The sequence below is a fragment of the Polaromonas sp. P2_G11 genome, from assembly GCF_056403595.1.
Genome location: NZ_JBFUFE010000001.1, coordinates 1156029 through 1173854, shown reverse-complemented (window position 1 = coordinate 1173854; position 17826 = coordinate 1156029). Strand labels below are relative to the sequence as shown.

15 protein-coding genes are annotated in these 17826 nt (G+C 61.0%); 3 read left to right on the top strand and 12 right to left on the bottom strand.

Features of this window, described 5'->3' with window-relative positions:
- The first annotated feature begins 34 nt into the window (after positions 1 to 34).
- Positions 35 to 1903: a potassium transporter Kup gene (locus AC1DWQ_RS05695; RefSeq protein WP_477668751.1), complete on the top strand. Its 1869-nt coding sequence runs from the start codon at positions 35 to 37 to the stop codon at positions 1901 to 1903.
- Between the two features lie 173 nt (positions 1904 to 2076).
- Here AC1DWQ_RS05695 and fusA read toward each other — a convergent pair whose 3' ends face one another.
- The 3 genes from fusA to AC1DWQ_RS05680 form a co-directional block, all read right to left on the bottom strand.
- A complete protein-coding gene (gene fusA, locus AC1DWQ_RS05690) occupies positions 2077 to 4182 on the bottom strand; it encodes an elongation factor G (RefSeq protein WP_477668750.1) in 2106 nt (701 codons plus the stop codon).
- A 128-nt stretch (positions 4183 to 4310) separates the two neighbouring features.
- Positions 4311 to 5015 carry a glutathione S-transferase family protein gene (locus tag AC1DWQ_RS05685; RefSeq protein ID WP_477668749.1) on the bottom strand — a complete coding sequence of 235 codons (705 nt, stop codon included), beginning with the start codon at positions 5013 to 5015 and terminating at the stop codon, positions 4311 to 4313.
- 40 nt (positions 5016 to 5055) lie between these two features.
- Entirely contained in the window at positions 5056 to 5634 is a 579-nt protein-coding gene (locus tag AC1DWQ_RS05680) for a methylated-DNA--[protein]-cysteine S-methyltransferase (RefSeq protein WP_477668748.1), read from the bottom strand.
- Between the two features lie 322 nt (positions 5635 to 5956).
- Here AC1DWQ_RS05680 and AC1DWQ_RS05675 point away from each other — a divergent pair, with 322 nt between their 5' ends.
- Complete coding sequence (locus AC1DWQ_RS05675) at positions 5957 to 6520, top strand: bactofilin family protein (protein WP_477668747.1); 564 nt, start codon at positions 5957 to 5959, stop codon at positions 6518 to 6520.
- A gap of 116 nt (positions 6521 to 6636) precedes the next feature.
- Here AC1DWQ_RS05675 and AC1DWQ_RS05670 read toward each other — a convergent pair whose 3' ends face one another.
- The 8 genes from AC1DWQ_RS05670 to purU form a co-directional block, all read right to left on the bottom strand.
- On the bottom strand, positions 6637 to 7362 hold the full coding sequence (locus AC1DWQ_RS05670; RefSeq protein WP_477668746.1) for an LrgB family protein: 726 nt from the start codon (positions 7360 to 7362) through the stop codon (positions 6637 to 6639).
- Positions 7355 to 7726, bottom strand: coding sequence for a CidA/LrgA family protein (locus AC1DWQ_RS05665; RefSeq protein ID WP_477668745.1), 372 nt, complete (start codon positions 7724 to 7726; stop codon positions 7355 to 7357). Before AC1DWQ_RS05665 ends, AC1DWQ_RS05670 begins: the two co-directional genes overlap by 8 nt.
- A 93-nt stretch (positions 7727 to 7819) precedes the next feature.
- Positions 7820 to 9100: a serine hydrolase domain-containing protein gene (locus AC1DWQ_RS05660; RefSeq protein ID WP_477668744.1), complete on the bottom strand. Its 1281-nt coding sequence runs from the start codon at positions 9098 to 9100 to the stop codon at positions 7820 to 7822.
- Between the two features lie 61 nt (positions 9101 to 9161).
- A complete protein-coding gene (locus tag AC1DWQ_RS05655) occupies positions 9162 to 10664 on the bottom strand; it encodes an FAD-linked oxidase C-terminal domain-containing protein (RefSeq protein WP_477668743.1) in 1503 nt (500 codons plus the stop codon).
- Between the two features lie 121 nt (positions 10665 to 10785).
- Positions 10786 to 11571, bottom strand: coding sequence for a carbonic anhydrase family protein (locus AC1DWQ_RS05650; protein WP_477668742.1), 786 nt, complete (start codon positions 11569 to 11571; stop codon positions 10786 to 10788).
- Positions 11572 to 11836: 265 nt separating this feature from the next.
- Entirely contained in the window at positions 11837 to 12730 is an 894-nt protein-coding gene (locus AC1DWQ_RS05645) for a LysR substrate-binding domain-containing protein (RefSeq protein WP_477668741.1), read from the bottom strand.
- Positions 12731 to 12788: 58 nt separating this feature from the next.
- Positions 12789 to 14585 (bottom strand): hypothetical protein, encoded by a 1797-nt coding sequence (locus AC1DWQ_RS05640; RefSeq protein WP_477668740.1) that lies wholly within the window; start codon positions 14583 to 14585, stop codon positions 12789 to 12791.
- Positions 14586 to 14587: 2 nt separating this feature from the next.
- On the bottom strand, positions 14588 to 15436 hold the full coding sequence (gene purU, locus AC1DWQ_RS05635) for a formyltetrahydrofolate deformylase (protein ID WP_477668739.1): 849 nt from the start codon (positions 15434 to 15436) through the stop codon (positions 14588 to 14590).
- A 140-nt stretch (positions 15437 to 15576) separates the two neighbouring features.
- On the opposite strand from purU, the gene aptA reads away from it, so the two are divergent.
- Positions 15577 to 16917: an omega-aminotransferase AptA gene (gene aptA / locus AC1DWQ_RS05630; protein WP_477668738.1), complete on the top strand. Its 1341-nt coding sequence runs from the start codon at positions 15577 to 15579 to the stop codon at positions 16915 to 16917.
- Between the two features lie 29 nt (positions 16918 to 16946).
- Here the strand turns inward: aptA and AC1DWQ_RS05625 are convergent, their stop codons facing one another.
- The gene (locus tag AC1DWQ_RS05625; protein ID WP_477668737.1) at positions 16947 to 17810 is read right to left on the bottom strand and encodes a ChaN family lipoprotein; all 864 of its coding nucleotides are present in this window, start codon (positions 17808 to 17810) and stop codon (positions 16947 to 16949) included.
- Positions 17811 to 17826 lie beyond the last annotated feature (16 nt).

The following is a 17826-nucleotide window of genomic DNA, read 5'->3' as shown; positions in this document are numbered from 1 at the left end:
TTGAACGGGCCGAGCGCAAAGACGGGAAGTTTTTGTGTCCAGTAAAAAATCATCACTCGCGGCGCTCACCCTGGGCGCCATTGGTGTCGTCTACGGCGACATCGGAACCAGCGTCCTGTATGCCGTCAAGGAAGTTTTCGGTTCCGGGCATGTTCCCTTTACCCCCGACAACGTCTACGGCATCCTGTCCATCTTCTTCTGGACGCTGACCGTCATTGTCTCGATCAAGTATGTGGCGCTGGTGCTGCGCGCCGACAACAACGGTGAAGGCGGCCTGATCGCCATGCTGGCGCTGGCCTCCACAGCAGTAAAAGACAAGCCTCAGCTGCGCAAGACCTTGCTGATCGTCGGCATCTTCGGCACATCCCTGTTCTATGGCGACGGCGTCATCACCCCGGCCATCTCGGTCCTGTCGGCCGTCGAAGGCCTGGAAGTCGTCTCGCCTGCCTTCAAGCAGGGCGTGATCCCGATCACCCTGGTCATTTTGTTTGCCCTTTTTGCGGTGCAGAAGCACGGCACGGCGGGCATTGGCAAATTTTTCGGCCCCATCACGCTGATCTGGTTCGGCGTGCTGGCGTTGCTGGGCATTTCGCAGATCGTGACCCATCCCGAAATCCTGGTGGCAGTCAGCCCGCACTACGCGGTCATGTTCATGTGGGCCAACCCCGGTACCACCTTCATCATCCTGGGCGCTGTGGTGCTGTGCGTGACAGGCGCCGAGGCGCTGTACGCCGACCTTGGCCACTTCGGAAAAAAACCGATTCGCCTGGCGTGGTTTTCCGTGGTCATGCCTTCGCTGGTGCTCAATTACTTCGGTCAGGGCGCACTGCTCATAGGCAACCCTGCCGCAGTGAAGAACCCGTTTTTCCTGATGGCGCCCGAGTGGGCGCTGCTGCCGCTGGTAGGCCTGGCCACCATGGCTACCGTGATCGCCTCGCAGGCGCTGATCACCGGCGCCTTCAGCGTGACCAAGCAGGCCATCCAGATGGGCTATCTGCCGCGCCTCAATATCCAGCACACCAGCGTGCGCGACACCGGCCAGATCTACATGCCCTTCGTCAATTGGGGCCTCTTCATAACGATCGTGCTCGCGGTGGTGATGTTCCGCTCGTCCAGCAACCTGGCGGCCGCTTACGGCATCGCGGTATGCACCGACATGCTGATCACCACCATCCTGACTTTTTACGTGATTCGTTACGGCTGGCAGTATCCGCTGAGCCTGTGCATTGCGGCGACCGGTGTTTTCTTTGTCGTCGACTTCGCGTTCTTCGCCTCCAACCTCATGAAGCTGTTCGCCGGCGGCTGGTTCCCGCTGGTGATTGGGGGTGCGGTCTTCACGCTGATGATCACCTGGAAGGAAGGGCGGCACCTGCTCAATGAAAAGCTGCGGGCCGATGCGATCGATTTACCCAGCTTCCTGGACGCCGTCTTCGTCAGCCCGCCGGCCCGTGTCGAAGGCACGGCCGTATTCCTGACGGCCGAGCCCGGCAGCGTGCCCAACGCGCTGCTGCACAACCTCAAGCACAACAAGGTGTTGCATGAGCAGAATCTGTTCGTGACGGTGCGCAACCATGAGATCCCCTGGATCGGCATGAACAAGCGTCTCGAAATTGAATCACTGGGCCACGACTGCTGGCAGGTCAATGTGCACTACGGCTTCAAGAACGACCTGGATCTGCCCAAGGCCCTGCAGCAGATCAAGGGCAGGGGCTGCGAGCTGGAGTCGATGACGACCAGCTATTTCCTCTCGCGCGACACGGTGATCCCCACCATCGGCAGCGGCATGGCACCCTGGCGCGAGAAACTGTTTGCTCAGATGCACCACAACGCCAGCGGTGCGGCAGACTTCCTGAACCTGCCAAACAACTCGGTGGTGGAACTGGGCAGCAAGATCGAGATCTGAGGGTTTCTGGCCGTTCCCCCTTTTGCCCGAGGACTTGTTTTAAATATCTGGCACGCGTATTCCTGCTTGCGTGGGTTGAATTGTTGGTGCCAATCCATAGCTGCACGCGCCTGGCCGTATGGGCAAGCCGCATAAAGCAGGCTGGTGAAATTGTTAGAGCTTCATGCGCGGAGCTACGCGCCCTTGCCGCGCATGATGGCTGCGGCCACATCAGCCGGCGCCTCGGCATAGCGCTTGAACTCCATGGTGTAGGTCGCGCGGCCCTGCGTGAGTGAGCGCAAGGTGGTCGAGTAGCCGAACATTTCCGACAGCGGCACCTCGGCGCGCACCAGCTTGCCGCCGCCGCCCGCAATGTCTTCCATGCCTTGCACCATGCCGCGCCGCGATGAGAGGTCGCCCATCACATTGCCCATGAAGTCTTCGGGCATTTCAACCTCGACCGCCATCACGGGCTCCAGCAGCACCGGCTTGGCGCGGCGCATGGCTTCCTTGAAGGCGAGCGAGCCGGCCATGCGAAAGGCGTTTTCGTTCGAATCGACATCATGGTAGGAGCCGAACACCAGCGTGGCCTTGACGTCGACCACCGGGTAGCCCGCCAGCACGCCGGCCTTGAGCGTTTCCACAATGCCTTTGTTGACGGCCGGAATGTATTCGCGCGGAATCACGCCGCCCTTGATGGCGTCGACGAACTCATAGCCTTTGCCTGAAGGCTGCGGCTCCAGGTTGAGCACGGCGTGCCCGTACTGCCCGCGCCCGCCCGACTGCTTGATGAACTTGCCTTCAACATCGTTCACCGCCTGCCGGATCGTCTCCCGGTAGGCCACCTGTGGCTTGCCCACATTGGCTTCCACGCTGAACTCGCGCTTCATGCGGTCCACCAATATCTCCAGGTGCAGCTCGCCCATGCCCGAGATGATGGTCTGGCCAGACTCTTCGTCGGTGTGCACACGAAATGATGGGTCCTCCTGCGCGAGGCGGTTCAGCGCAATGCCCATCTTTTCCTGGTCGGCCTGGGTCTTGGGCTCCACGGCTTGTGAAATGACAGGCTCGGGGAATACCATTTTCTCCAGGATGATCACGTGGGCCGGGTCACACAGCGTGTCGCCGGTAGTGGCTTCTTTCAGGCCCACGGCGGCGGCGATGTCGCCTGCGCACACTTCCTTGACCTCGTTGCGCTCATTGGCGTGCATCTGCAGAATGCGGCCCAGGCGCTCGCGCTTGCCCTTGACAGGGTTGTAGACCGTGTCACCGGCTTTGATCACGCCCGAGTACACGCGAAAGAAAATCAGCTGTCCGACATAGGGGTCGGTCATGATCTTGAAAGCCAGTGCCGAGAAGGGCTCATCGTCTTTGGGGTGGCGCTCGGCCTCGCCGTCGTCCTCGGTGTGGCCCAGGATAGCGGGCACATCCGCCGGTGACGGCATATAGTCGATCACCGCATCCAGCATGGCTTGCACGCCCTTGTTCTTGAAGGCACTGCCGCAGAGCATGGGCACGATCTCGTTGGCCATGGTTCGCTGGCGCAGTCCCTGTTTTATTTCGTCCTCGCTCAGCGGCTCGCCCGCCAGGTATTTGTTGAGCAAATCGTCATTGGCTTCAGCGGCCGCCTCAATCATCTTGGTGCGCCACTCGTTGGCGGTCTCCACCAGGTCTGCCGGAATGTCGCCATACTCGAAATGCAGGCCCTGGCTGGTGTCGTCCCAGATGATGGCCTTCATCTTGACGAGGTCGACGACGCCCTGGAAGTGGTCCTCAGCGCCGACCGGAATCTGCACCGGCACAGCCACGCCTTTGAGACGTTCGCTGATCTGGCGCTGCACGCGGAAAAAGTCCGCGCCCACGCGGTCCATCTTGTTGACGAAAGCCAGGCGCGGCACCTTGTATTTGTTGGCCTGGCGCCAGACGGTTTCTGACTGCGGCTGCACGCCGCCCACGGCGTCATACACCATCACCGCGCCGTCGAGCACGCGCATGGAGCGCTCCACCTCGATGGTGAAGTCCACGTGGCCGGGCGTGTCGATGATGTTGATGCGGTGCTCGGGGTAGTTGCCGGCCATGCCTTTCCAGAAGGCGGTGGTCGCTGCCGAGGTGATGGTGATGCCGCGCTCCTGCTCCTGCTCCATCCAGTCCATGGTGGCCGTACCTTCATGGACTTCGCCGATCTTGTAGTTCACACCTGTGTAGAACAGGATGCGTTCGGTCGTGGTGGTCTTGCCGGCATCAATGTGCGCGCTGATACCGATATTGCGATAACGCTCGATAGGGGTGTGGCGGGGCATGGCGAACTCCTTTTTTGCCGGTCCGCGCTTGTTGGATTTGTTTGCACGGCCAGCTCGCCAGTTTGCGCCAAAGCGCCGGTCTTTGCTCGGTTTTCCCCGAGCACCCACGTCGGGTGTGGGTCCTGGTGTCAGGCCACTTGCAGCATTTCGGCCATGAAGGCAGGCAAAGGCCTGCCGTCCGACAACAGGTATTTCGCCATGGGGATCACCGCGCTCTGCACCGAAGGCCGCGCACTCATCCTGTCGCGCCATGCCAGCAGCAACGGTGTGGCCGGTGTGAGAGGCGCGCCCAGACGTTCGCCAAACAGCATCGCCACGTACAGGGCGATATCGGCAAATGAGAAGCTCTCCATCACGAACTCCCGCCCTTGCAGGAGATTTTCAAGCCGCGTGTAGAAGGCCCGCGCACTATCAATCGCGGCGACCGCTTGCGGATCGTCCAGGCTGTGCTGCAGGCCCATGAGCCGGATGATGTGAGGAAAGTAAACCTCGTCCGACATGTGCTCCATCTGGCGCGCGCGGGCGCGGGCGGCGATGCCGGCCGGCCACAGCGCGGGCTGGGGCTGCAGGTCTTCAAGGTATTCCAGGATCTGCGTCGAGTCAAACAGCTCCAGGTCGCCGTTGATCAGTACGGGCACCTGCTTTTTTGGGTTGATTCGCACGACCTCCGGGTGCTTGGGTGAGTAGCCCTCGGTCTGCGTGAAGGGCACCATGACGATATCGAGCGGTATGCCTTTTTCAAACGCAGCGATCTGCACCTTGGCGCCGAACATGCTGAGGCGGGCTGAATAGAGACGAATCGCGGGCGTTTTCTCTGTAGAGGTGTGCGGCATGGGTGGGTGAGTTTCGTGGTGATGGGCGTTTGTTCAATGACTATGACGTGGAGGGCGGCGGCTCACGGTCAAACAGACCGGGTGCGCCGCCGATCTCGGCACCTTCAATCAGTAGCATGCGCAGCTTGGTCGAGACGCCGCCAGGCGCGGAAAAGCCGCCCGACTGCGCGCCAGCCGCCAGAACGCGGTGACAGGGCACGACGATGGGAAACGGATTGTGCCCCAGCGCCTGACCCACGGCACGCGCTGAGCCGGGTTCGCCAAGCTCGGTGGCGATGTCGCCGTACGTGCGGGTCTTGCCTGGAAGAATCTCCTGCGCAATCGCGTACACCCGGCGGTTGAAAGAGGGGACGTGACGCAGGTCCAGTGTGCAAAAGCGCAAGTCACGGGCCTCACCCGCCAGCAGGGCTGTCATGGCATGTATGGCCAATTGCATGTCGTGCGGCGGCGTGGCAGGAGCCAGCTGCGCAAACTCCCTGTGCAAACGGGACAGCATGCGGCTCTCCGATGTTTCGGGCAGCCGCACGGCTGCAATCCCGTGTGCGTTCCACACCAGCGCGCACTGCCCAACGGCAGTGCCAAAAAGTGCGAAGGCGTGAAGTTCACTGTCTGCGGTCATGGTATCCGACATGCTACACGCGACCAGTATCTGAGGTTTGAGACATTTCGACAGGGGAAGATCGGCACTGCGAACTGCGGCCAATGCCACGTCAAAAAATCATCGTACCGATACAAAGCGGGCAGGTTTCGGGTGCCAATTGGACGGAGTTTCCCTTATGTATCGCCAGCCGCACATAGGCGCACATGGAGCCTGTTGTTATTGCCGCAGGGCGAATGCAAACAAGGGAATGTAAGAATTAATTTCGTTACCTATCTTGCATACAGCTGAAGCTTTTAATTTTCTGCAGACGTACCATGCGTTCTTTTTGAAGGAACTCACAATGGCAACACCGTTCTTTGGCAAGCGAGAAAACGAGACACCAACGGGCTTGCGTCATGGCCCGGGAAATGGCTATGGGACCACGGGCACTTCCAGTGCTTCCGGCGCGCTGCAGTCGGGAGCGTCGTCCACAAATGTGAACCAGCAAAACACCGCCAAGGCGGTCAATGAAGCACCTGTCGGCACGGTAAAAGAAGGCGGCAGCAAGTTGACGGTCGGCCCGAACATCAAACTCAAGGGCGTGGAGATCACGGACTGCGATACGCTGGTGGTCGAAGGCCTGGTGGAAGCCACCATGGATTCGCGAGTGATCCAGATTGCCGAGCAGGGTGCGTTCAAGGGCTCCGCAGAAATCGATGTGGCGGAAATCCGTGGCGAATTCAACGGCAACCTTACAGTGCGGCAGAAACTGGTGATTTACTCGACAGGAAAAGTCACGGGCATCATCCGCTACGGCAAGCTGGTGATTGAAGAAGGCGGCCAGCTTTCAGGCGAGATCCTGTTCGGTGCGCTGGCTGCGGCCAAGCCGGCGAGCGTGGTCAAACCAGGTTTGCAGGCGGTGTAGGAGACTTAAAGCAACAACAGGCGCATTTCTGACGCGCTACCGAAACCTCCACATCACTTCCCTGCTGCTCGCGGCAGGAAGGTGATGCGGAGTTTTCGTGTTTGCGGTTCGGGCTACTACAGCCACCGGAACGCCAGCGGTATCAGTGCAGACGCCAGAACCACCTGCAGGCCCAGCGCCAACCCGGCGTAAGCGCCCGCGTCGGCATTGACCTGCAAGGCTCTCGCGGCGCCCAGCCCGTGAGATGCCGTGCCCAGCGCAAAACCACGCGCGGCCCAGCCCGCAGCGTCCACGGGAATTCGCAAGGCGTCAAACAGGTATTTGCCGCTGAGCGCACCGACGAGGCCGGTGACCACCGCAAACACTGCCGCCAGCGCAGGGATTCCGCCGATCCTTTCCGCAATACCCATGGCGACCGGTGCGGTGACAGACTTGGGCGCTAGCGACAGGGTAACTTCGATGGGCAAGCCTACGGCCCATCCCAGCAACAATGCCGACCCGCTGGCCGCGGCACCGCCGGCCAGGGCCGCAAGCAGCAGCCGGCCCCAGCGCCTGCGCAGTTCTTCGCGCCGCAACCACAGTGGCCATGCCAGTGCCACCACCGCAGGGCCGAGCAGGAAATGGATGAACTGGGCGCCCGCAAAATAGGTGGGGTAAGGCACGCCGGTGGCCAGCAGGGTGCCGGCCAGGCAGACAACCGTCCACAACACAGGATTGGCCCAGGGCGCTTGTCCGAGACGAGCGTAAACGGCTTGCGCGAGCACATACACCACCAGCGTCGCGGTCAAGCCAAACAGGGGTGTGGCCGACAGGTAGACCCATAACTCCACAAATTTAGGCATGTGGAGGCTCCTGGGGAGGGGTGTCGCTGCGGTCCCGCAGCAGGTGCAGCATCAGTACGGTCACGAGCAAACCCGCCAAAGTGGACGCCACCACGACCAGCAACATGCGTGCGCCGTACTGGCTGACCAGTGAAAGATGGGTCATCACCCCGACGCCGACAGGTACAAAGAGTAACGAAAGGTGCGAAAGCAGGAAGTCTGCGCACACTGCCACAGGGGTGCGCACCGTATCTGACTGGAGGCCCAGCAGAAGCAGAACCATGCCAATCACGGGGCCAGGAAACGGCAGGGAAAAGCCGTGAGAAAGAAGTTCCCCAGCGGACTGAAAGACGAGTAACCAGGCCAAACCCCGCAACGCTGTCATGGCATGGTTTCCACGGGAGATGAGCGCACTCTCGAAGCGATGGGGTCGAACGGAATTGCCGGAGTGGTCATGGCAAGACCCACCCTGGAAAGTTCAAGGACTGGCAAAAAGATCCCCTTGCGGCCACTCCCGCACCGCATTCGCCGCGCCCCACAGGGCCTGGTCGATGTCTTTGAAGAAGGCGCGGCGCCCGGATGGGTCCGGCCTGGAATTGAAGGCCACTACCCATGCATAGCCTTGCCGGGTCCGAAGTGCCAGGGTCTGCAGGCCCGGCTGGCTGCCTGTGTGCCACCAGTTATCGCCCTTGTCACTCCTGACGACGTGGATGCCTGCCGCATAAAAGCTGCGCGGATTGCCGTCTTTTTCCAGCATCGGCTCGCTGCGCATGGTTTGCAATGACTCCTCATTCAGAAGGCGTTTTCCCCGTGCGCCGTCGATCGCCAGGAAAAACTTCAGCACATCTGTTGGCGTTGCAATCCAGGCGCCCAGTGCGTCCATGTTTTCGATGGAGTAGGAGCCGTAAGGACTGGGTACATTCGCGTTCGTAACACCCGGTGCGCCCCGCTGCAGCGGTTCTCCGGGATACGCGTAGTACTTCGTCTCGCCCTGCCGGCTCTCGGTGTTGCTTGCAGCCTGAAAGCCTTTGCCGGTGGACGGCCTCAGAAACTCCCGGCTGCTGAAGGCGCGGTAGGATTCGCCGGTGACGATTTCCACAACCCTTCCGAGCATGCAGTAACCGGTATTGGAATAGGCGAAGCGCTCGCCGGGTGTGAAATCCAGCTTGTCCTGCAGGGAATCCCGGATGATCGCATCGCAGGTAACGGGCGCAACGCCTTGCCGGCGGGCAACGTCCCTGAGCCGGGGCTGAAAAAACGGATCACCAGAGCGCTCCCGATCGAACCCGCCTGAATGCTGAAGCAGGTGCCGGATGCTGATGTCCCTGACGCGCAGGTCAGCGGGGGCGGCGGGCGCTATCCCGGCTTTCTCGAAGAAGGGCAGCACCGGGTCGTCCAGTTTCAGCTTTCCATCCTCTGCCAGCTTGAGCACCATGACCGCCGTCAAGGTCTTGTTGATGCTTCCCATGCGGAACAGGGTTTGCGGCGTCATGGCTTCCTGCTTGTCCCTGTCGGCATAACCGTAGCCTTTGGCAAGGAGCAGCTTGCCGTCCTTGGCCACGACCAGGCTGGCGCCCGGGACATCGTGTTTCTTCATGACCTCCAGCATGGCCTTGTCGAAGGGCTCGAGGTGGGGCAGTGACTGCCCCACCTCGAGGCACCAGCCCCACGGCGAAACGAACGCCAGCAAGGCGCCTGCCAGGCCACGGGAGACCTGGCGGCGCATGGTGGAAACACTGCTGGACAGCGTCGTATGCATTTTTTGGGCCGTGGGGTTGTCCGCGCAGTCTACGAGGTCGCCATGCGGTTGCTCTTTTCGCCTAAAAGCGCGGTAAATCGGGATACTTGATCTGCCCGCCCCGAACCAGCATTTTTCCGTATTCGGCGCAGCGGTTCAGCGTTGGGATCACCTTGCCCGGGTTGAGCAGGCCTTTGCTGTCGAACGCGCGTTTGACACCGAACATCTGCCCGTTTTCCTCGGCGGAGAACTGCACGCACATGGAGTTGAGCTTTTCCACGCCCACGCCGTGTTCGCCCGTCACGGTGCCGCCCATCGCGACACTGGTTTCCAGAATGTCTGCACCGAAGAGTTCGCAGCGGTGCAATTGATCGGGGTCGTTGGCATCAAACAGGATCAAGGGGTGCAGGTTGCCGTCGCCCGCGTGGAATACGTTGGCGCAGCGCAGCTGGTATTTCTTTTCCATCTCTGCGATAGCCAGCAGGATGTCGGCCAGCCGCTTGCGCGGGATGGTGGAGTCCATGCACATGTAGTCGGGGCTGATGCGTCCCGATGCGGGGAAGGCGTTTTTTCGGCCACTCCAGAAGCGCAGGCGTTCAGCCTCGTCCTGGCTCACCGCAATGGCCGTGGCGCCACAGCGGCGCAGCACGTCGGTCATGTGGCCGATTTCTTCTTCAACTTCCTCTGGCGTGCCGTCGCTTTCGCACAGCAAAATCGCGACCGCGCTCAGGTCGTAGCCCGCATGCACAAAGTCTTCCACCGCGGCCGTCATGGGCTTGTCCATCATCTCCAGCCCGGCGGGAATGATGCCGGCTGCAATCACCGCGGCAACGGCATCGCCGGCTTTGCGCAAGTCGTCAAAGCTGGCCATGATGCAGCGTGCAAGAATCGGCCTGGGCACCAGCTTGACGGTCACTTCGGTCGTGACGGCCAGCATGCCTTCGCTTCCGATGATGACGCTCAGCAGATCGTAGCCAGCGGCATCCAGCGCGTCGCTGCCGAACTCGACCTCTTCGCCTTCGATTGTGAAGCCTCTGACCTTGAGCACGTTGTGTACCGTCAGCCCGTACTTGAGGCAGTGCACGCCGCCCGAGTTCTCGGCCACGTTGCCGCCTATGGTGCAGGCGATCTGGCTGGAAGGGTCGGGCGCGTAATAAAGACCCAGCGGCGCGGCCGCCTCGGAGATCGCAAGGTTGCGCACGCCGCCTTGCACCACGGCCGTGCGGCTGGCGGCGTCGAGCTTGAGAATCTTGTTGAACTTGGTCAGCGATAGCGTGACGCCCAGCTTGTGCGGCATGGCACCGCCGGAAAGCCCTGTGCCGGCGCCGCGCGCAACCACTGGTACTTCCAGCGCATGGCAGCTCTTGAGCACGGCCTGCACCTGGTCATAGGTCTCGGGCAAAGCCACAACCAGCGGCCGCTGGCGGTAGGCGGTCAGGCCGTCGCACTCGTAAGGTGTGGTGTCTTCGTTGTTCCACAGCAGGGCATGGGCCGGCAACACCGCCTGCAGCGCGCGCACGACCTGCGACTGCCGCTCCGAGCGTTCAAGCTGGCTTTGCTGTTCGAGCGAGGCGGGGGTGTTCATGGGCTGTCTGGCTCCGGGGTTGAAACCAGACTGTAGGGCAAGCGGCGGCGGCCGGGTTGAAGAAATTTAATGCCGGGTGTGAAATGCCGGCCGCCAGAATCCGTCCAAAACGGGAAGAGATTCAGGACTTCGTTCCCGGAGCCTTGCTGGCGCCGGGCGTGTCGTAAAACTTGACCTTGCCCGTCTTCACGTCGTACATGGCCCCCACGATCAGGATTTCTCCCTTTTGCTCCATTTCGCGCAGGATGGGGCTCTTCTCGCGAATCGTTTCCACTGTGAGATGCACATTGCTCTCCGCCACCATCTCGACAAAGGCATAGTTCTTGGACGTGCGATCCTTGATGTCGGCGGACACCAGGTTCGCGGCCGGCTTGATCTTGCCGATGAGTCCCGTCAGGTTGCCCAATTGGGCGTCGTCGCAAGCACCCTTGATGGCACCGCAGCTGGTGTGGCCCATCACCACCAGCAGTTTGGCGCCCATGACTTTGTGCGCGAATTCCAGGCTGCCCAGGATGTCTTCGTTGACGATGTTGCCTGCCACGCGTGCGTTGAAAAGGTCACCTATGCCCTGGTCAAACACAATCTCGGCCGGTGCGCGCGAATCAATGCACGACACCACGCTGGCCAGTGGGAACTGGCCGTCCGCGGTGGCCTTCATTTCCTTGAGATAGTTTTGGTGGCGCGGCTTGCCGGAAACGAAACGCATATTGCCAGCCTTGAAGCGCGACAGGATTTGCACGGGCGTCACGGCGGCCTGGCACTCCTTGGCGTCCTGGATGGGGCAGAAGGTGCCGGGCTTGACGGCCTTGGCCGCGGCCGCCTTACCCTCGGCATGAACCGCAGACGACAGGGCGAGCATGGAGAGCAGGACGCCGGCCACTCCGACGGCCAATTGATTTTTCCTCATAAGATTTTCCCTCGTTGAACAGGTTGGTTTTTTTGACTATGTGCAGCCGGCCGGGCGCTCACCCGGTGTCACTACCAGCTCATCATAGGCATGAGCCGGTACGGACGCAAAACCACTTATCGGACGGCGTCAGGACCTGTTAGTGCTATTTGTTTACGCAGGATGCGTTGCATGTCAAAGGCCTTGAGCAAGGCGCAAAGCCCAGGGGCCCCGTCAAGGCTTTGCAACGCCGAACGGCGGCCTTCTCGTAACATGCCTTGGGGCCCTAACCCAGGCTTTTGCGCAGCCAGTCGGCAAAAGCCGCGCATTCCCAGCGGTCCATGGTGCCGGTGCGCCAGCATAGGTAATGTGCGTGCGGGCTGGGAATATTACCGGCGAACACTTCGTTGCTGCCCAGCCGCACCAGCGAGCCGTTCTCCAGCCAGGGCGCGCCCAGCTTGAGACGTATCAACGCGATGCCCATGCCGGCCGCGGCGGCATCGCACATCAGGCCGATGTCGTTGAACTGGGAGCCGTCGGTGGGTTCGGGCCAATCAAGTTTGTGGGCGGCAAACCACGTACGCCAGGGCTCCAGCGGCGAGCGCAACAGGCTTTCGCCTTCGAGATCTTCAGCCGCCTCAAAGGGGCCGTGTTCGCGCACAAAAGCCGGTGAGGCGAGCGGCGCGACTTCGTCCTTGCTGAGGCAGACGTGCTCCAGGTCCGCATAGCGGCCTGTGCCGAAGCGCACGATGAGGTCGGCATCCTCGGCTACCACGTCCAGCAGGGGGATGGACACCTGCAGCGTCAGGTCGATTTCAGGATAGGCATCGGTGAACTGGCGCAGGCGTGGAATCAGGATGGAGCGTGCGAACGTGGGCGTGACCGCCAGCCGTAACTTGCGCTTGCCGGGGGCGGCGCTTTGCCCGGCCGCACCGGGAAATTTCTGCAGTGTGGCCAGACCTTCGCGCACATGCGCCAGGTATTCGCTGCCTTCGGTGGTCAGTGAAAAATCGGCACGGCCAAACAGCTTGGTGCCGATGATTTGCTCCAGCTGCTTGACGCGGTGACTGACCGCGCTGGGCGTGACGCAAAGCTCCTCGGCCGCCTGCGTCACGCTGCGCAGCCGCGCCAGCGCCTCGAAGGTCAGCAGGCATTGAATGGGTGGGATTCTTGCAGTCATATGACGCTCTGGTCTTTCAGATGTCATGTGCCAACGGGAATCACCGATGTTCTGTACTTCATTTGCCGGCCGAGCCTGCCGGGTTTCCAATTCTGTCCATTGCGGCCCAATCCAGCCGCTCGGGCTGGTCCTTCACGCTTCGCAGTACAGTCTGCTGTTGCTCCAGGCGTGCAATCAGTGCCCGCTTTTTCGGATCGGGTGCAAGGACTTCCGACGCGTTAGCCAATTCAAGGGCGACGGCGACGAAAGCTGTGGCTTGCGCCCATTGTTCCCGAGGTTGCGCGATCTCCGAGGCACCGCGCTTTAGAAAAACAAGCAATTGCCAGTCCGCGAATATCAGTTGCCAGCGCGGATTGAAGGCGAGACTGGTCGCAAGAGGTAGAAGCGCGGCTTTCGGAAGCTGCAGAGCAGGTACGCCGATGACTTTTACGTTATGGGTGGATAGTTCTTTTTCCCAACCATCAGCCGCACTCAGTATGTTGACGTAATGAGTCGTTGCCGAAGAATGACGATAAATCATGTGGCCCGCGTAGCCGACCTTGTACTTGTCCCCAAGCAGATATGGGACCTGTGGCGCGTATGTGTCGAGCATCCAGATGTTCCCCCCGTCAGGCAGTACTCGTCCAATCAATTTGACTGCTTCGATGGCACGCAATCCTACGTCTGTCATGCCCCATCCCGAATACCTTGTCGGAACCACCGCGACCAGCATCGCCAGCATGCTGAGAGCGGTCAACGCGCCCATTGGCAAACGCATTGGTTTGCGCTGGGATGCCTGCCTGAATGTGGTGAGGAGGCTTATTGCCAGGGGGACCAGAAGGGCCATGGCCCAAAGGCCGAGACCCCGGCGATGCTGTATGGCCATGATGGCCATGGGTGCAATGACAACAAGGCCGGACAATCTTGCCGGCCCCGCAGTGAGGAACCAGACCGCCGTGCCCATCGCGAGAACAGCGGCAGACGGCCAGAGAAAACGCGAGCTGGGATCCCATAGCGGCAAGTATTCACGTATGGCGATCCTCTCCGCCGCAATACTGCCTCCATCCTGCATGTCTTGCCAGACAAAAAACTGCGAAAACACCTGTTGTGCCCCATTGGGGTTCAGCAGCGGCAGCGCCACGCTCGCCAGCCCGCAAATTGCCCAGCACACCGCCTCGTTGCGGGATATGGCGTGCTCATGCCTGTCTTGCCATCGGCGGAGTGCATAAGCGGCCAAAAGAGGCAGCATCAGCAGCACCGTGGTGTGAACCCACGCCAACGCTAGACACAACAGGGGAAAGGCGAACAGTGCCCGGCGGATGCGGGCAGGATGGCGGCAGCTTTCAAACAAGAGCGTGGCTGCCATCCACGAAAGGTAGAGCGTAACTTCTGCGCGTATCTGGGATCGGTGCAGGAACGTGGGGTAGACAATCAGCAGCGCCAAAGCCATGGCCGCCATCTGGTTCAGGTCAACCTCGTAGCGTGCCTGCATGCCGTTGTTGGCGGCTCGCTGCGCAGCGAATAGTCCCAAGCAAAGGGTCGCAGCCCACAGCACCGCGTTAAAGACACTCAGGCTGACCCATCCCCCTAGCCTGACGGCGAGCTCTGCGAGCAAACCGAAGCCCCAGCCGCCGAAGAGCTGGGGCGCGCCGGCAGCGGTATAGAGAAAAAACTCCTGATGAGGTACTGCGCCGTGTTCCAGCGCATAACGACCGGCAAGCAGTTGAAACCAGATATCGGCATCTTCGACGGGCCGCAAAGACAGAACGGCACACAAAAACGCGATACCGAACCACCATGACGCCGTGGTAACAGCGGATGATGCGTGTTTTCTATCTGTTGAGCGAGCAGGCTTGTTCATATCAGGCTTGTTCATATCTATTTAAAAATAACGGTCTTATGGCCGTTCAAAAGCACACGGTGCTCGCTGTGCCATTTGACAGCGCGTGCCAGCACGCGGCTTTCGGTGTCCTTGCCGCGGGCGGTCAGGTGCTCGACGGTGTCCTTGTGGTCGACCCGGGTGACATCCTGTTCGATGATCGGGCCTTCATCAAGGTCGGCCGTGACATAGTGCGCCGTCGCACCGATCACTTTCACGCCGCGTTCATGCGCCTGGTAATACGGCCTCGCGCCCTTGAAGCTCGGAAGCATGCTGTGGTGGATGTTGATGGCACGCCCTGAGAGTGATCCGCACATCTCGTTGCTGAGCACTTGCATGTAGCGCGCCAGCACGACCAGTTCGGCACCCTCTGCCTCGATGATCTCAAGTTGCTTTGCTTCGACCTGCGCCTTGGTGGCCGCCGTCACCGGGATGTGGTGAAAAGGAACGTTGTAGCTTGCCGCCAGCTGGTAAAAGTCACGGTGGTTGCTGATGATGGCGCGCACATCCAGCGGCACCATGCCGGACTTCCAGCGAAACAGCAGGTCGTTGAGGCAATGGCCGTCGCGGCTAACCATGATCACGGTACGCATGGCCGCTTCTGTCGAGTGAAGTTTCCACTTCATGCTGAAAGGTGAGGCGAATGCTTCGAGTTGCGTCTTCAGTTCTTCCTGGGTCAGCTGGTCGCAGGCAAACTGAACCCGCATGAAGAAGAGTCCGGTGTCATGGTCGTTGTATTGCGCGGCTTCTTCAATATTGCCGCCGTTCTGCAACAGGAAACCAGAGACCGCGTGAACAATGCCCATACGGTCCGGGCAGGACAGGGTCAGGATATAAGCGTGATTCATAGGGGGTGAATTGTCGCAGGTGAAGGCTGTGTCTGCCCGGCCGGCGGGCAATTGAAGGTGCAGGGCGGCGGCAAGAGTGCCAGAATGCAAGATCAAGCGCTGCTATCCCAGCTTCACACCTTTCGACGCAGGAAACCACCATGGCCTACCAGAATTTCAACATGGAGCACCAATGGCTCCCGTTCACGCCCAACCGCAGCTTCAAAAAAGACCCGCGCGTGTTTGTGGCCGCAGACGGCATGCATTTCACGACGCACGACGGGCGCCAGGTGATCGACGGTATTTCCAGCCTGTGGTGCGTGGGCGCCGGCCACAACCGAAAGCCCATCAACGAAGCCATCAAGAAGCAGCTCGATACGCTGGACTACGCGACCGCTTTCCAGGCCAGCAACGATCAGGCCTTCAAGGCCGCCGAGATCATTGCTGGCATGGCGCCAGGTGACCTCAACAAGGTGCTGTTCTGTAATTCGGGTTCGGAGGCCGCGGACACGTCGTTGAAGGTCGCGCTGGCTTACCACCGTGCGCGGGGCGAAGGCCACCGCAATGTATTCATCGGCCGTGAAAAGGGTTACCACGGCGTTGGTTTCGGCGGCATGAGCGTGGGCGGCATTCCGGCCAACCGCAAGGTGTATGGCGCCGCGCTGTTGCCTCGCGTGGACCACATGCGCTTCATCCATGACCCGGTCAATCATGCCTACATCAACGGTGCTGAGCCCGTGTGGCAGGAAGACCTGCTGCTGGAACTGGAAAATCGCATCCTGCCGCTGCACGACCCGAGCAACGTGGCTGCCGTCATCGTCGAGCCGGTATCAGGAAGCGCCGGATGGTACCTCCCGCCCAAGGGCTACCTGAAACGGCTGCGCGAAATTTGCGACAAGCACGGCATCCTGCTGATTTTTGATGAAGTCATCACGGGCTTCGGCCGCCTGGGCACCGGTTTCGGGGCAGACTATTACGGTGTGGTGCCCGACATGCTCAACTTCGCCAAATGCGTGACCAACGGTGTCATCCCGCTGGGTGGTGTGATCTGCTCCGACCGCATCTATGACGGCATGATGAATGCCAATGCCGGTGCGCCCGAGCATGCCGTGGAGTTCTTTCACGGCTATACCTACTCCGGCCACCCGGTCGCTTGCGCGGCCGCAATTGCGACGCTGGAGCTGTTCAAGGAAGAACAGCTGTATGAACGTGCCGGCCAGATGGGCAAGGTATTGGGCGACGCGATGCACAGCGGCCTGAAGGGCCTGCCCAATGTGATCGGTATTCGCAGCCTGGGACTGGCCGGCGCGGTCGAGCTGGCGCCGGTGACGGGTGTGCCGGGCAAGCGCGCGTATGACATCTTCATGGACTGCTTCCACAACGGTGTGCTGGTGAGGCCGGCGGCTGACAACATCGTGGTCTGTCCACCCTACATCGTCGAAAAAGAACATATCGACCGCATCGTCAATGTGGTTGCCGACGCCATCCGCAAAAACACCTGATTCCCGCCAGCCGAGCCCCAAAAGGCTCTTCAGGGTTTGGGTGCCAGCTGCTTCTGCAGGCCCGCGCAATAGTCGGTCTCCGGGAACGGGGCCGTTGCCCACACGGCGTCGAAAGCGTCTGCCTTCTCGGCATTCGCGGGGTTCCCGGCAAGCAGGCGCACTACTTTGGCTTTTATGTCCGTCGGCAGGTGCAACGGTACGCCCAATTGCCGGTTCGCATGGCCGCTTCCGGCCAGCAGCAGCACTGTCTTGCCGGGCAGCACGGCCTGCCCCAGGGTGTTGGCCATGGTGATGTCCTTGGCAATCTGGATACGTGTCATGGGCGTGATCTGGCCCTCAGGCAACAGGTTGCAGTGGCCGAGACGGATCAACTGCTGCTGGGCTTTGAGGGCGGGGCCTGGCAAGCGGGCGTCAAGCCGATTGTCGGCCATGCTTTCCGGCATTTGCGCCCGGGGCAGATTGGCGCCCATCACGGGGACACCGGCGCGCACCGCGGTCATCACGGCAGGGCCGTAGGCTGTCCATGGCCAGCCCTTATCGTTCCAGTTGAGCGCATTGCGCACCTGCTGCTCGGTGGCGCTGGGTCTGAGCGCGGAAGTACTTGCACCCGTGTCGGCCATCTCAAGGGCTACGGCAGCCAGCGCCCCTTTGGCCGCCAGGGCGGCGACCACCTGCTGCTCGATTGTCTGGTGCTCAGCGGCGTCGTGCTGCTCCCCGAGGATCAGGACGTCGGCAGGGAGCAGCGCCTCCAGCCGGGTGGATGTCTGTGCGGTTTCGCTGCCCTGCACCTGCAGGATGGGCGCTTCGGGCCGTCCCGCGCAGCCTCCCGCCAAAGCCGCCGTGGCGGCGCAGACAAGGCATGCCAAAGCATGAGGGGTGAGGAGGTGGCGCATCGATGGATACTACCGC

Excerpts from the sequence above, each read along its gene's own strand:
- AC1DWQ_RS05650 (WP_477668742.1), bottom strand. The coding sequence starts at position 11,571 with ATGAGGAAAAATCAATTGGCCGTCGGAGTGGCCGGCGTCCTGCTCTCC.
- AC1DWQ_RS05660 (WP_477668744.1), bottom strand. The coding sequence starts at position 9,100 with ATGCATACGACGCTGTCCAGCAGTGTTTCCACCATGCGCCGCCAGGTC.
- AC1DWQ_RS05645 (WP_477668741.1), bottom strand. The coding sequence starts at position 12,730 with ATGACTGCAAGAATCCCACCCATTCAATGCCTGCTGACCTTCGAGGCG.
- AC1DWQ_RS05655 (WP_477668743.1), bottom strand. The coding sequence starts at position 10,664 with ATGAACACCCCCGCCTCGCTCGAACAGCAAAGCCAGCTTGAACGCTCG.
- AC1DWQ_RS05665 (WP_477668745.1), bottom strand. The coding sequence starts at position 7,726 with ATGACAGCGTTGCGGGGTTTGGCCTGGTTACTCGTCTTTCAGTCCGCT.
- AC1DWQ_RS05625 (WP_477668737.1), bottom strand. The coding sequence starts at position 17,810 with ATGCGCCACCTCCTCACCCCTCATGCTTTGGCATGCCTTGTCTGCGCC.
- purU (WP_477668739.1), bottom strand. The coding sequence starts at position 15,436 with ATGAATCACGCTTATATCCTGACCCTGTCCTGCCCGGACCGTATGGGC.
- AC1DWQ_RS05685 (WP_477668749.1), bottom strand. The coding sequence starts at position 5,015 with ATGCCGCACACCTCTACAGAGAAAACGCCCGCGATTCGTCTCTATTCA.
- fusA (WP_477668750.1), bottom strand. The coding sequence starts at position 4,182 with ATGCCCCGCCACACCCCTATCGAGCGTTATCGCAATATCGGTATCAGC.
- AC1DWQ_RS05675 (WP_477668747.1), top strand. The coding sequence starts at position 5,957 with ATGGCAACACCGTTCTTTGGCAAGCGAGAAAACGAGACACCAACGGGC.
- AC1DWQ_RS05670 (WP_477668746.1), bottom strand. The coding sequence starts at position 7,362 with ATGCCTAAATTTGTGGAGTTATGGGTCTACCTGTCGGCCACACCCCTG.
- AC1DWQ_RS05640 (WP_477668740.1), bottom strand. The coding sequence starts at position 14,585 with ATGAACAAGCCTGATATGAACAAGCCTGCTCGCTCAACAGATAGAAAA.
- AC1DWQ_RS05680 (WP_477668748.1), bottom strand. The coding sequence starts at position 5,634 with ATGACCGCAGACAGTGAACTTCACGCCTTCGCACTTTTTGGCACTGCC.
- aptA (WP_477668738.1), top strand. The coding sequence starts at position 15,577 with ATGGCCTACCAGAATTTCAACATGGAGCACCAATGGCTCCCGTTCACG.